Raw genomic sequence first — 12,542 nt, 5'->3', positions numbered from 1 at the left:
CGGACGAATCTGAAATTCGGGGGCGCAGGCAGCGGGCGGTTGTGGGCGGCCGGAAGGAGAGGAAGGTGCGAAAGGCGGGAGTTTGGCGGAGGGCATCCGAGTCAACAGGTCGTTGCGTCAAGCGGAACATTGTAGCAACGGCGCAACACCGCCGCCGTGCAAGCGGCGGTAAGTCCTTGCTGCCGCTGGCTTTTTGTTCGTTGCGGCCATCGGAACGTCCCATCGCGAATCCGCGAAGGCCTGTAGAATGCCGCCCGACGGCGCCGGTACTCGCATTGGCGGGCTGCCCGTGAGCGGCATCGATCGGCATTCCCCCCTATAATTGGCGTTTTGCGCCGCACTATAAGACCCGTAACGTGCCCACCCTGAATCCGGAAAATCTGCTCGAACTGCGTGACGTCAGCTTCGGCTATGGCGAACGTCTGGTGCTTTCCGGGTTGAATATGCGGTTTCCCCGCGGCAAGGTCATTGCGGTCATGGGCGGCTCCGGCTGTGGCAAGACGACCGTGCTGCGCCTCATCGGCGGGCTGGTGCATGCGAGCCGCGGCAGCGTCGATTTCGACGGCACCGACGTGTCGACGCTCGATCGGGACGGCTGGTTCCGGTTGCGTCGCCGCATGGGCATGCTGTTCCAGTTCGGCGCCTTGTTTACCGACATGACGGTGTTCGACAACGTGGCGTTTCCGCTGCGCGAACACACTCGACTGGACGAGTCGCTCATCCGCGATCTGGTGCTCATGAAGCTCAACGCCGTGGGCCTGCGCGGTGCACGCGACATGAAGCCCGCCGAGATTTCGGGCGGGATGGCGCGCCGCGTGGCACTCGCGCGCACGATTGCGCTCGATCCCGACCTCGTCATGTACGACGAGCCGTTCACCGGCCTGGATCCGATCTCGATGGGCATCACCGCGAACCTGATCCGCAAGCTCAACGACGCGCTCGGCGCCACGTCGATCATCGTGTCGCACGATGTGGCGGAGACCTTCGCCATTGCCGACTACATCTATTTCATCAGTGAAGGCCGTATCGCCGCCGAGGGCGCGCCCGACGCGCTGCGTGCCTCGAGCGATCCCACGGTGCGTCAGTTCATCGACGCGCAGCCGGACGGCCCCGTGAAGTTTCAGTATCCCGCGCCGCCGCTCGCGGAAGATTTCGGTATCGGAGCGCGTGCATGATCACCACCATCGGCAGTTTCGTTCGCGGCCACGTGGAGCGCCTGGGATATGGCGCCCGCATGTTCCTGCGCATGCTGGCGTCGAGCGGCGCGCTGCTGCGTCGCCCGCGACTCGTGACCGACCAGATTCATTTCGTCGGTAACTATTCGTTTGTCATCATTGCGGTCTCGGGGCTGTTCGTCGGCTTCGTGCTCGGGCTGCAGGGCTACTACACCCTCAACAAGTACGGCTCGGAACAGGCGCTCGGCCTGCTCGTGGCGCTCTCGCTGGTGCGCGAGCTCGGGCCGGTGGTCACGGCGCTGCTGTTCGCGGGTCGTGCCGGCACGTCGCTCACGGCCGAAATTGGCCTGATGAAGGCGGGCGAGCAGTTGACCGCGATGGAGATGATGGCCATCGACCCGATCGCACGCGTCGTGGCGCCGCGCTTCTGGGCGGGCGTGATCGCGATGCCGATCCTGGCGGCGATCTTCTCGGCGGTGGGTATCTTTGGCGGCTATCTCGTGGGCGTGCAGTTGATTGGCGTGGATTCCGGCGCGTTCTGGTCGCAGATGCAGGGCGGCGTGGATGTCTGGTCGGATGTCGCCAACGGTGTGGTCAAGAGCCTCGTTTTCGGTATCGCCGTCACGTTTATCGCGCTGTATCAGGGTTTCGAGGCACAGCCGACGCCGGAGGGCGTCTCGCGTGCGACCACGCGCACGGTGGTGCAGGCGTCGCTTGCCGTGCTCGGTCTCGACTTCCTGCTCACGGCCCTGATGTTCAGCTAACGGACCGGCTTGCCTGCCAACCCTATCGACAGACAGTTTGCGCACACTGACACAATGAAAAAACACCCCCTCGACTTCTGGGTCGGCCTGTTCGTGGTTCTCGGCTTCGCGGCGCTGCTCTTTCTCGCGCTCAAGGCCGGCAACATGAGCTCGCTGTCGTTCTCGAGCTCGTATCCGGTGACGGTTCGCTTCGACAACATCGGCGGCCTGAAGCCGCGCGCGGCGGTCAAGAGCGCGGGCGTGGTGGTCGGACGCGTGGCGTCGATCAAGTTCGACGACAAGCGCTATCTGGCCGACGTCACGCTCAACATCGATTCGCAATACCAATTCCCGAAGGACTCGTCGGCCAAGATCCTGACCTCGGGCTTGCTCGGCGAGCAGTACATCGGACTGGAAGCCGGGGGTGATGACCAGATGCTCAAGGCCGGTGATACGATCACGCTCACGCAATCGGCGATCGTGCTGGAAAACCTGATAGGCCAATTTCTGTACAACAAGGCGGCGGACGCCGGTGGTGCCCAGACGGGCGGCGCGGCGGCAGCCTCGGCACCGGCAGCGACGGTAACCCAAGGAAAATAAGAGAAATGACCAGCTTCCGTACTTCGGCAGTGCTGGCCGCCGGCGCGATGGCGCTGACCGGTTGCGCCACTGTCACCAACCCGAATCCCGCGGACCCCATCGAAGGTTTCAACCGTTCGATGTACACGTTCAATGACAAGCTCGACAAGACTGTCATGGTCCCGGTGGCCAAGGGCTACCGCTTCGTCGTGCCGGAACCGGCGCGCGACATGGTCACGAACTTCTTCTCGAACGTCGGCGACGTCTACAACTTCGCCAACAACCTGCTGCAGCTCGAAGTCACCGCCGCCGTGCAGGATCTGATGCGCCTGACCATCAACACCGTGTTCGGTGTCGGCGGCCTGATCGACTTCGCTTCGCCCGCCGGTCTGCCCAAGCACAGCCAGGACTTCGGCGTGACGCTCGGCAAGTGGGGCCTGCCCGACGGCCCGTACCTCGTGCTGCCGCTGCTTGGCCCGAGTACGGTGCGCGACACGGTCGGCATGGCGGGCAACATGTTCATCGACCCGACGTCGTACATCAAACCGGAGTGGGTGAGCTACTCGCTCTACGGCGTGCGTCTCGTCAATACCCGTGCCAACCTGCTCGACGCGTCGAATCTGCTCGACGCCGCCGCGCTCGATCCGTACTCGTTCATGCGCGACGCCTATCTGGCGCGCCGCAAGTACCTGATCAACGGTGGTGCGTCGAATAGCGCCGCACTGCCGAACTACGAAGAGGACGGTGCCGCCGGCGCCGCAGCCGCGGGTGCCGGTGCCGGTGCAGGCGGCCAGCCGATGCCGGCCGGTTCGGCGGGGGCAGCAGGTGCGGCAGCCCCGGCTTCGGGTGCGAGCGCGCCGGCCGAGTCGGAGGCGCCGCAAGGCTCGCCGGTACCGGGCAAGATGGTGCCGGGCGGCCTGCCGTTCCGTCGCTGAGCGCGGGTCCGTCGACGCCGATTCGGAAGAGGCGTGCACGAACTGCACGCATCGCTCGCCGAGTCGGCGCCGTTCTCCGCAATGCCCATTGCACCGTCGGCAGGCCCGACGGGCAACAGTTTGTTACACGACGCTGCCGTCAATCCGAGAACTCCAGACGCGACGCGGGTATCCAAACGCGCAACACTCGTCACTCGAAAGAGGAAGTCCACAATGAAGAAGTTCTGGCTCATTCCCGTCATGGCATTCATGACGTATACCGCCGCCGGCTCCGCCATGGCACAGGCTCAGGCGCCGGACGCCCTGGTCAAGCAGACCGTGACCGAAGTGATGGCCGCGGCCAAGAGCGACCCGAACATCCAGAAGGGCGATCTGAACAGCATCACGCGTCTGGTCGAGCAGAAGATCATGCCGCACGCCGACTTCACGAAGACCACGCAGCTCGCCACCGGCGCCGCCTGGCGCAACGCCACGCCGCAGCAGCGCCAGCAGCTCACCGAACAGTTCAAGACCTTGCTGCTGCGCACGTACGCCGGCGCCATTGCACAGATCCGCGACCAGCAGGTCAACTACAAGCCGTTCCGTGGCCAGCCGAGCGATACCGACGTCGTGGTGTACACCGACGTGGTCCACAACGGTCAGCCGATCGAGCTCGACTATCGTCTGTACAAGACGGCCAGCGGCGAATGGAAGCTCTATGACCTGAACGTGCTGGGCGCCTGGTTGATCCAGACGTACCGCAACCAGTTCGCGGAGAAGGTCAACCAGTCGGGCGTCGACGGTCTGATCAAGTTCCTGACCGAGCGCAACCAGCAACTCGCGGGCGGCAAGTAAGCGCATGCTCGCGTTGCAGACCGATCTCACTCACGACACCGCCGGCGACGTGCTCGCGCAGGTCATCGATCGCATCGACGCGGGCGAAACCCACGTCGACTGCGCCGGCCTCAAGCACTTCGATTCGTCGGCGATCGCCGTGCTGCTCGCCTTGCGCCGTCACGCGTCGCAGCGCGGCAAGACGTTGGTGTTCACTAACCTGCCGACTGGGCTGGCCAGCCTCGCGCTGGTGTACGGCGTCGACCATCTGCTCTCGAGCTGATCGTCAGGCCGGACTGCCGCCGGGCACAGGGGCGCCGTCTTCGGACGGCGCTTTTTTATGCGCGGGCGATCCGTCTCGGGACCGGAGCACCCGACGCGGTTGAGGGCATGCATGGCGAGGGCGGCGAGACCGACGGTCGTGGCGGCAAGGGCCGCGGGTCGATGGACCGCCATCAGCACGGCCGCCACCAGCTTCCTTTATAATCAGGGGTTTTCTGCCGACTTTTGGGCAGCTACCCCCCATCCGGGCACCGACACCGCCGGCGCCGCCGCGATTGCCGCGGTCCGCGCACACGGTCGGCCGTGGCCGGAGAACAAAAATGGCGTACTCGCAACGACGGGTGCGTGCAGTCCATGGCCGCCATCGAAATCCGTAACGTCAAAAAACGCTATCAGGCGTTGCAGGCGCTCAAGGGCGTCAGCTTCTCGATCGAAGAAGGTGAGTTCTTCGGTCTGCTCGGCCCGAACGGCGCAGGCAAGACCACGCTGATCAGCATTCTCGCGGGCCTCGCGCGCGCCGACGCCGGCAATATCAGCGTGCTCGGCCACGACGTCGTGCGCGACTATCGCAACGCCCGCCGCAAGCTCGGCGTGGTGCCGCAGGAACTCGTCTTCGATCCGTTCTTCTCCGTGCGCGAGACGTTGCGTATCCAGTCCGGCTACTTCGGGCTCACGCGCAACGACGACTGGATCGACGAAGTGATGGCCAACCTCGATCTGACCGACAAGGCCGAAGCGAACATGCGTCAGCTCTCGGGCGGCATGAAGCGTCGCGTGCTCGTGGCGCAGGCGCTCGTGCACCGTCCGCCGGTGATCGTGCTCGACGAGCCGACTGCCGGGGTCGACGTGGAACTGCGTCAGACGCTCTGGAAGTTCATCTCCCGCCTGAATCGCGAAGGCCACACCATCGTGCTGACCACGCACTATCTCGAAGAAGCGGAAACGCTGTGCGACCGCATCGCCATGCTCAAGCGCGGCGAAGTCGTGGCGCTCGAGCGCACCGCCTCGCTGCTGCAACGCTTTGCCGGTACGCGCCTGGTGCTGCGCTTCAGGCAGGGGACGTTGCCCGCCGAGTTGCGTCCGCTGCTGGTCGACGGCTCGGACGTGAACGCTCACCAGTTCGCCTTGCGGCTGGCCGGCTGCGACGAAGTGGAATCGATTCTCGCCACTTGCCGCGCGGCGGGCGGCATCGTCGAGGACATCGACATTCAGAAGGCCGATCTGGAGGACGTGTTCGTGCAGATCATGTCCGGTTCGCGCGCGCAGGAGGTGGCAGCATGATCGGCGGCTTCGTTGGGTTCCGCACCCTCTTCTACAAGGAAGTGCTGCGCTTCTGGAAGGTGAGCTTCCAGACCGTGGCCGCGCCGGTGCTCACGGCGCTGCTGTACCTGATGATCTTCGGTCACGTGCTCGAGGACCGCGTGAAGGTGTACGACCAGATCACGTACACATCCTTCCTCGTGCCGGGGCTGGTGATGATGAGCGTGCTGCAGAATGCGTTCGCCAACAGTTCGTCGTCGCTGATCCAGTCGAAGATCACGGGCAACCTCGTGTTCGTGCTGCTGCCGCCGCTCTCGCACTGGGAGATGTACGGCGCGTACGTGCTCGCCGCCGTGGTGCGCGGGCTGTGCGTCGGGCTGGGGGTGTTCGCGGTGACGGTGGCGTTCACGCATCTCACGTTCGCCGCGCCGCTGTGGATTCTCGGCTTCGCGTTCCTCGGCGCCGCCATTCTCGGCACGCTGGGACTGATCGCGGGGATCTGGGCGGAGAAGTTCGACCAGCTCGCCGCGTTCCAGAACTTCCTGATCATGCCGGCGACGTTTCTCGCGGGCGTGTTTTACTCGATTCACTCGCTGCCGCCGCTGTGGCAGGCTGTCTCGCATTTCAACCCGTTCTTCTACATGATCGACGGGTTCCGCTACGGCTTCTTCGGCGTGTCCGACGTTGCCCCGCAGACGAGCCTCGCGGTCGTCGGCGCGACTTTCCTGATTCTCGCAACCGTGGCGCTTCACCTGCTGCGCCGCGGCTACAAACTGCGTCACTGAACTTTCCTAGGATCGGCAAATGCTGCCCACCCCTGAACAAATCAAACAATATATCGAAGCCGGCCTGGCTTGCGAACACGTGGACGTCGAAGGCGACGGCCAGCATTTCTTCGCGACCATCGTGAGCGCGCAGTTCGAAGGCAAGCGCCTCATTGCCCGTCACCAGCTCGTGTACGCCGCGCTCGGCGATCGCATGAAAGCGGAAATCCACGCATTGTCGATGAAGACGCTCACGCCGGCGGAGTATCGGGCGCAATGAGGATTACGCAAGAAAGCGCTGGCGCGGCCGGCAACGGCGAGGTCTGCGCCGGCGAGCGCGTGGCCGCGGACCACCTGGAAATCGAAGGTGGCGAGCGGCTGGCGGGAGAGATTACCGTTTCGGGCGCCAAGAACGCGGCATTGCCGATCCTGTGCGCGAGCCTGCTCACGGCCGAGCCGCTGGTGCTGGGCAATGTGCCCGACCTGCACGACGTGCGCACCATGCTCACGCTGCTCGCGCGCATGGGCGTGAAGGTCGAGCGCCACGGCGAATCGGTGACGCTCGACGCGTCGCAGATTACCGAGCCCGCCGCGCCCTACGAGCTGGTCAAGACCATGCGGGCGTCGATCCTCGTGCTCGGTCCACTGCTCGCGCGTTGCGGCGAGGCGCGGGTCTCGCTGCCAGGCGGTTGTGCGATCGGGGCGCGTCCCGTGGATCAGCACATCAAGGGCCTGCAGAAGATGGGCGCCGAGATCACGCTCACGCACGGCGACATCCTCGCCCGCGCGGCGCGCTTGCGCGGCGAGACGCTCGTGACCGACATGATTACCGTCACGGGCACCGAAAACCTGCTCATGGCGGCCACGCTTGCCGACGGCGTGACCGTGCTGGCGAACGCGGCGCGCGAGCCCGAAGTGACCGATCTGGCGCATTTGCTCGTGAAGATGGGCGCGAAGATCGAGGGCATCGGCACGGACCGCCTGGTGGTGACCGGCGTGCCGCGCCTGCACGGCGCCACGCACGACGTCGTGCCCGATCGCATCGAGGCCGGCACATTCCTGTGCGCGGCGGTGGCCACGCGTGGCGACATCACGCTGCGCCGCGTGGCGCCGGGCACGCTCGACGCAGTGCTCGAGAAATTGCGTAAAACGGGCGCGGCGGTGAGCGCCGGTGCGGATTGGCTGCGCGTGACGATGGACCGACGCGCGCAAGCCGTGAGCTTCCGGACGTCGGAATACCCGGCGTTCCCGACCGACATGCAGGCACAGTTCATGGCGCTCAATTGCATTGCGCAGGGCGCGTCGCAGGTCGTCGAGACGATCTTCGAGAACCGCTTCATGCACGTGCAGGAATTGCAGCGCCTGGGCGCGAATATCGGCATCGAAGGCAACACGGCGCGGATTTCGGGCGTCGAACGCCTCTCCGGTGCGCACGTCATGGCGACCGACCTGCGGGCGTCCGCCAGCCTGATCGTGGCGGGCCTGACGGCCGAGGGCCGTACGCTCGTCGACCGCATTCATCACCTCGATCGCGGCTATCATCGTATCGAGGCAAAGTTGCGCGCCGTGGGCGCGCGAATCCGGCGTGTCGAAGCACGCCAGGGAGAGATTGCATGAGTTCCGCCAAGCCGGCCCAGCCGCTCAGTCAGCCGCTCACGCTGGCGCTCTCGAAAGGGCGTATCTTTACGGAAACGCTGCCGCTGCTCGCGGCCGCGGGCATCGAGGTCACGGAAGACCCGGAGACCTCGCGCAAGCTGATTCTGCCGACCACGGATCCGAATCTGCGCGTGATCATCGTGCGCGCGACCGACGTGCCGACCTACGTGCAATATGGTGCCGCCGACTTCGGTGTGGCCGGCAAGGACGTGCTCATCGAACACGGCGGCGGCGGTCTGTACCAGCCGATCGATTTGAACATTGCGCGCTGTCGCATGTCTGTGGCTGTACCGAAGGGCTTCGATTACGCGAATGCCGTCCGTCAGGGTGCGCGCCTGCGTGTGGCGACCAAATATGTGCAGACGGCGCGCGAGCACTTCGCGGCCAAGGGCGTGCACGTCGATCTGATCAAGCTGTACGGCTCGATGGAGCTGGGGCCGCTCGTGGGTCTGGCCGACGCGATTGTCGATCTGGTGAGCACCGGCGGCACGCTGCGGGCCAACAATCTGGTGGAAGTGGAGGAGATCATGGATATCTCGTCCCGCCTCGTGATCAATCAGGCTGCGCTCAAGCTCAAGCGCGAGTCGTTGCAGCCCATTCTGGATGCCTTCGAACGGGCCTCCCGCCAAAAAGCATGAAACTCGATATTCGCAATCTCGACTCCGTCGCCGAAGGTTTCGACGCGCAACTGCGTGAAGTCTTGGCGTTCGAGGCGAGCGAAGACGCCGCCATCGACCGCGCGGCTGCCGAAATTCTTGCCGACGTGAAGACGCGCGGCGACGCGGCCGTCATCGAATATACCAACAAGTTCGACCGCCTGAGCGCGCCCGACATGGCCGCGCTGGAACTGCCCGCCGAGGCGCTGGCGGCGGCGCTCGAAAGCCTGGAGCCGAAGCGTCGCGCGGCGCTCGAGGCGGCGGCGGCCCGCGTGCGCGCCTATCACGAAAAGCAGCGCATCGAGTGCGGCAGCCACAGTTGGCAATACACCGAGTCGGACGGCACGGTGCTCGGCCAGAAGGTCACGCCGCTCGATCGCGTGGGCATCTACGTGCCGGGCGGCAAGGCGGCCTATCCGTCGTCCGTGCTGATGAACGCGATTCCCGCGCGTGTGGCCGGCGTGAAGGACATCATCATGGTGGTGCCCACGCCGGACGGCGTGCAGAACCCGCTGGTGCTCGCCGCGGCGCACATCGCCGGGGTCGATCGCGTGTTCACGATCGGTGGCGCGCAGGCGATCGGTGCGCTCGCGTACGGCACCGGGACGGTGCCGGCCGTCGACAAGATCGTCGGTCCGGGCAACGCCTTCGTCGCGGCGGCCAAGCGCCGCGTGTTCGGCACGGTCGGTATCGACATGATCGCAGGCCCGTCGGAAATCCTCGTGATCTGCGACGGCACGACCGACCCCGACTGGGTCGCGATGGACCTGTTCTCGCAAGCCGAGCATGACGAACTCGCGCAGTCGATCCTGCTGTGCCCGGATGCGGACTACATTGCCCGCGTGCGCGCGTCGCTGGAGCGCCAGATCGACGACATGCCGCGCCGCGACGTGATTGCCGCCTCGCTGCAAGGCCGGGGCGCGCTGATCAAGGTGCGCGACATGAACGAAGCGTGCGAGATCGCCAACCTGATCGCGCCGGAGCACCTCGAAATCTCGGCCGAGACGCCGCAGCAATGGGGCGACAGGATCCGTCACGCGGGCGCCATCTTCCTCGGCAAGTTCACGAGCGAGAGTCTGGGCGACTACTGCGCGGGCCCCAACCACGTGCTGCCGACGTCGCGCACCGCGCGCTTCTCGTCGCCGTTGGGCGTGTACGACTTCATCAAGCGTTCGAGCCTCATCGAAGTGAGCGAGGGCGGCGCCCGCATGCTCGGCGAGATCGCGGCCGAACTGGCATACGGCGAAGGGCTGCAGGCGCATGCGCGCAGCGCCGAATACCGTCTGCATCACGAGTCCTGACATGCGCGACGACGCCCTGCGGCCCGCGTATTGCCAGACGACGCCGGTGACCGCCCGGCGTCGCTCACGCACCAACGCGGCTCCTTTCTCTTTCCTTTCGTTCTCGTTGCCGCATCGCGCGGCGCTGCGCATGGCGGCCGCGTTCGCGGTATTCGCCGTGGGGGCTAGTGCGGGCGCGACGGCGCATGCGGCCGGCAACTATTGCCGGTACGCCACGGTCGGCGGCGCGTCCGTCGAGCGCATGACCGTGTGCGTGCACCGGCAGGCGTTCGATAACGACGTCTACGTGTTGCGGCTCGACGGCAAGACCGCGTTGCGCGGCACCGACGAAGAAGTCGCGCATGGTGTGTTCGGTCGTGTCGGCAACCGGCTCGTCGCCATGCGTTGCGAAGCCGAGGCGGTGCCCGCGCGCGTGAGCCCGGCGGTGGCGCAGGCGCTTTCCTGGCAGACGGGCGTGCGCGTGCAGCGCATCACCGACGCGCTGGGCAGTGTCGAGACCGGCCGCCGTTGCAGCGTGAAGATCGACGGCGCCGATGCCGGCATGCTGACGTTCGCTTTCAACTGATCCCATCCCCCAACGCCTACCCCCGAAACCCGCGCCCCATGTCCGTCGATCAAGTGATTCGCTCCGACGTGTTCGCCATGAGCACGTACCCCGTGCCCGATGCCAGCGGCTTCCTGAAGCTCGACGCGATGGAGAACCCGTACGGCTTGCCGGACGCGTTGCGCGCCGCGCTGGGCCAGCGTCTGGCCGACGTGGCGCTCAACCGCTACCCAGCGCCGCGTCCGGCGGCGCTGCTCGAGAAGCTCTCGCGCACGATGGGTGTGCCGGCCGGCGCCAGTCTGCTGCTGGGCAACGGTTCGGACGAAATCATCAGCATGATCGCGGTGGCCACGGCGCGCCCCGGGGCGACCGTGATCGCCCCGATGCCCGGCTTCGTGATGTACGAGGTGTCGGCGCGTCTGGCGGGCGTGGCGTTCGTGGGCGTGCCGCTGCGCGCGGACTTCTCGCTCGACATGCCGGCCATGCTCGATGCCATTGCGGCACATCCCGGCGCGGTCGTGTACCTGGCCTATCCGAACAACCCAACCGGCAACCTGTTCGACGATGCCGACATCGAGACGCTCGTGCGCGCGGCCGCTCACGGCCTGGTGGTCGTCGACGAGGCCTATCAGCCGTTCGCGGGCAAGACCTGGATGCCGCGGCTCCCGGAATTTCCGAATCTGCTGGTCATGCGCACCGTCTCCAAGCTGGGCCTGGCCGGCATCCGCCTGGGCTACGTGGCGGGCAGCGCCGAATGGCTGGATCAGCTCGACAAGGTGCGCCCGCCGTACAACGTGAACGTGCTCACGCAGGCCTGCGCCGAATTCATGCTCGACCATCTCGACGTGCTCGACGCGCAGGCGGCCGGGCTGCGGGACGAGCGCGGCCGGCTGGCGGCCGCCGTGGCAGCCCTGCCGGGGGTGACCGTGTTCCCCAGCGACGCGAATTTCCTGCTCGTTCGGGTTCCCGACGCCGACAAAACCCACGCGGGGCTGCTCGCGCACAAGGTGCTGATCAAAAACGTGGGTAAAATGCACGTGTTGCTGGCCAATTGCCTGCGGCTGACGGTCGGCACCCCCACGGAGAATGCGGCGATGGTCGACGCCCTGGCCGCATCACTCTAACAAGCCATACGACGAGAACTCACCATCATGCGCATTGCGGAAGTCGTTCGCGATACCAGCGAAACGCAAATACGCGTCAAGATCGACCTGGACGGCACCGGCCGGAAGACGCTCGATACCGGCGTGCCGTTTCTGGACCACATGCTCGACCAGATCGCGCGCCACGGCCTCATCGACATGGAAGTCGAAGCCAAGGGCGACACCTTCATCGACGACCATCACACGGTGGAAGACGTCGGTATCACGCTGGGCATGGCCGTTGCCAAGGCCATTGGCGACAGGAAGGGCATCGTGCGCTACGGTCACAGCTATGTGCCGCTCGACGAGGCGCTCTCGCGTGTGGTGATCGACTTCTCGGGTCGTCCGGGCCTCGAATTTCACGTGCCGTTCACGCGCGCTCGCGTGGGCAACTTCGACGTCGACCTGACCATCGAATTCTTCCGCGGGTTCGTCAACCACGCGGGCGTGACGCTCCACATCGACAACTTGCGCGGCATCAACGCCCATCACCAGTGCGAAACGGTGTTCAAGGCGTTTGGTCGCGCGCTGCGCATGGCCGTCGAGATCGACCCGCGCGCCGCGGGTGTGGTGCCGTCCACGAAGGGCAGCCTGTAACGCGAGATGGGCGGGCGGTGCCCGCCGATTGCCGAATAGCCCGCCGGTGTGGTTGCCGGCGCCCTGCGAGACGCATCATCGGCCGGCCGGATGCC

Annotated in this window: 15 protein-coding genes; all 15 read left to right on the top strand. The window is 65.8% G+C overall.

The features are described from left to right. Positions 1-365 precede the first annotated feature (365 nt). The 15 genes from RO07_RS23450 (at position 366) to hisB (ending at position 12,447) form a co-directional block, all read left to right on the top strand. Positions 366-1,175, top strand: coding sequence for an ABC transporter ATP-binding protein (locus tag RO07_RS23450; RefSeq protein ID WP_418303730.1), 810 nt, complete (start codon positions 366-368; stop codon positions 1,173-1,175). Next, a complete protein-coding gene (mlaE, locus tag RO07_RS23445) occupies positions 1,172-1,939 on the top strand; it encodes a lipid asymmetry maintenance ABC transporter permease subunit MlaE (RefSeq protein ID WP_039406269.1) in 768 nt (255 codons plus the stop codon). The genes RO07_RS23450 and mlaE overlap by 4 nt, the downstream gene beginning before the upstream one ends. Before the next feature lie 54 nt (positions 1,940-1,993). Continuing rightward, the gene (gene mlaD / locus RO07_RS23440) at positions 1,994-2,518 is read left to right on the top strand and encodes an outer membrane lipid asymmetry maintenance protein MlaD (RefSeq protein ID WP_039406266.1); all 525 of its coding nucleotides are present in this window, start codon (positions 1,994-1,996) and stop codon (positions 2,516-2,518) included. A gap of 5 nt (positions 2,519-2,523) precedes the next feature. Next, complete coding sequence (locus RO07_RS23435; RefSeq protein ID WP_039406263.1) at positions 2,524-3,432, top strand: MlaA family lipoprotein; 909 nt, start codon at positions 2,524-2,526, stop codon at positions 3,430-3,432. A 213-nt stretch (positions 3,433-3,645) separates the two neighbouring features. Beyond that, positions 3,646-4,266, top strand: coding sequence for an MlaC/ttg2D family ABC transporter substrate-binding protein (locus tag RO07_RS23430; protein ID WP_039406260.1), 621 nt, complete (start codon positions 3,646-3,648; stop codon positions 4,264-4,266). Positions 4,267-4,270: 4 nt separating this feature from the next. Then, positions 4,271-4,528: an STAS domain-containing protein gene (locus RO07_RS23425; RefSeq protein WP_039406258.1), complete on the top strand. Its 258-nt coding sequence runs from the start codon at positions 4,271-4,273 to the stop codon at positions 4,526-4,528. A 353-nt stretch (positions 4,529-4,881) separates the two neighbouring features. Then, complete coding sequence (locus RO07_RS23420) at positions 4,882-5,808, top strand: ABC transporter ATP-binding protein (RefSeq protein ID WP_039406255.1); 927 nt, start codon at positions 4,882-4,884, stop codon at positions 5,806-5,808. Beyond that, positions 5,805-6,572: an ABC transporter permease gene (locus RO07_RS23415; RefSeq protein WP_039406254.1), complete on the top strand. Its 768-nt coding sequence runs from the start codon at positions 5,805-5,807 to the stop codon at positions 6,570-6,572. The genes RO07_RS23420 and RO07_RS23415 overlap by 4 nt, the downstream gene beginning before the upstream one ends. Before the next feature lie 19 nt (positions 6,573-6,591). Next, positions 6,592-6,831 (top strand): BolA family protein, encoded by a 240-nt coding sequence (locus RO07_RS23410; RefSeq protein WP_039406252.1) that lies wholly within the window; start codon positions 6,592-6,594, stop codon positions 6,829-6,831. Beyond that, complete coding sequence (murA, locus tag RO07_RS23405; RefSeq protein WP_115089022.1) at positions 6,828-8,168, top strand: UDP-N-acetylglucosamine 1-carboxyvinyltransferase; 1,341 nt, start codon at positions 6,828-6,830, stop codon at positions 8,166-8,168. Before RO07_RS23410 ends, murA begins: the two co-directional genes overlap by 4 nt. Then, positions 8,165-8,845, top strand: coding sequence for an ATP phosphoribosyltransferase (gene hisG / locus RO07_RS23400; RefSeq protein ID WP_039406251.1), 681 nt, complete (start codon positions 8,165-8,167; stop codon positions 8,843-8,845). The genes murA and hisG overlap by 4 nt, the downstream gene beginning before the upstream one ends. After that, positions 8,842-10,164, top strand: a complete 1,323-nt coding sequence (hisD, locus tag RO07_RS23395) for a histidinol dehydrogenase (RefSeq protein ID WP_039406249.1) — start codon at positions 8,842-8,844, stop codon at positions 10,162-10,164. Before hisG ends, hisD begins: the two co-directional genes overlap by 4 nt. Position 10,165: 1 nt before the next feature. Continuing rightward, the gene (locus RO07_RS23390; protein ID WP_039406247.1) at positions 10,166-10,729 is read left to right on the top strand and encodes a hypothetical protein; all 564 of its coding nucleotides are present in this window, start codon (positions 10,166-10,168) and stop codon (positions 10,727-10,729) included. A 38-nt stretch (positions 10,730-10,767) separates the two neighbouring features. After that, positions 10,768-11,832, top strand: coding sequence for a histidinol-phosphate transaminase (hisC, locus tag RO07_RS23385; protein WP_039406245.1), 1,065 nt, complete (start codon positions 10,768-10,770; stop codon positions 11,830-11,832). Between the two features lie 27 nt (positions 11,833-11,859). Continuing rightward, complete coding sequence (gene hisB / locus RO07_RS23380; protein ID WP_039375162.1) at positions 11,860-12,447, top strand: imidazoleglycerol-phosphate dehydratase HisB; 588 nt, start codon at positions 11,860-11,862, stop codon at positions 12,445-12,447. The last annotated feature ends 95 nt before the right edge of the window (positions 12,448-12,542 follow it).

This window comes from Pandoraea pulmonicola (assembly GCF_000815105.2).
Classification (GTDB): Bacteria; Pseudomonadota; Gammaproteobacteria; order Burkholderiales; family Burkholderiaceae; genus Pandoraea; species Pandoraea pulmonicola.
This window is presented reverse-complemented; position numbering and strand designations above follow the sequence as displayed.

Coding starts and splice junctions, on each gene's coding strand:
- mlaE (WP_039406269.1), top strand. CDS start 1,172: ATGATCACCACCATCGGCAGTTTCGTTCGCGGCCACGTGGAGCGCCTG.
- mlaD (WP_039406266.1), top strand. CDS start 1,994: ATGAAAAAACACCCCCTCGACTTCTGGGTCGGCCTGTTCGTGGTTCTC.
- RO07_RS23435 (WP_039406263.1), top strand. CDS start 2,524: ATGACCAGCTTCCGTACTTCGGCAGTGCTGGCCGCCGGCGCGATGGCG.
- RO07_RS23430 (WP_039406260.1), top strand. CDS start 3,646: ATGAAGAAGTTCTGGCTCATTCCCGTCATGGCATTCATGACGTATACC.
- RO07_RS23425 (WP_039406258.1), top strand. CDS start 4,271: ATGCTCGCGTTGCAGACCGATCTCACTCACGACACCGCCGGCGACGTG.
- RO07_RS23420 (WP_039406255.1), top strand. CDS start 4,882: ATGGCCGCCATCGAAATCCGTAACGTCAAAAAACGCTATCAGGCGTTG.
- RO07_RS23415 (WP_039406254.1), top strand. CDS start 5,805: ATGATCGGCGGCTTCGTTGGGTTCCGCACCCTCTTCTACAAGGAAGTG.
- RO07_RS23410 (WP_039406252.1), top strand. CDS start 6,592: ATGCTGCCCACCCCTGAACAAATCAAACAATATATCGAAGCCGGCCTG.
- murA (WP_115089022.1), top strand. CDS start 6,828: ATGAGGATTACGCAAGAAAGCGCTGGCGCGGCCGGCAACGGCGAGGTC.
- hisG (WP_039406251.1), top strand. CDS start 8,165: ATGAGTTCCGCCAAGCCGGCCCAGCCGCTCAGTCAGCCGCTCACGCTG.
- hisD (WP_039406249.1), top strand. CDS start 8,842: ATGAAACTCGATATTCGCAATCTCGACTCCGTCGCCGAAGGTTTCGAC.
- RO07_RS23390 (WP_039406247.1), top strand. CDS start 10,166: ATGCGCGACGACGCCCTGCGGCCCGCGTATTGCCAGACGACGCCGGTG.
- hisC (WP_039406245.1), top strand. CDS start 10,768: ATGTCCGTCGATCAAGTGATTCGCTCCGACGTGTTCGCCATGAGCACG.
- hisB (WP_039375162.1), top strand. CDS start 11,860: ATGCGCATTGCGGAAGTCGTTCGCGATACCAGCGAAACGCAAATACGC.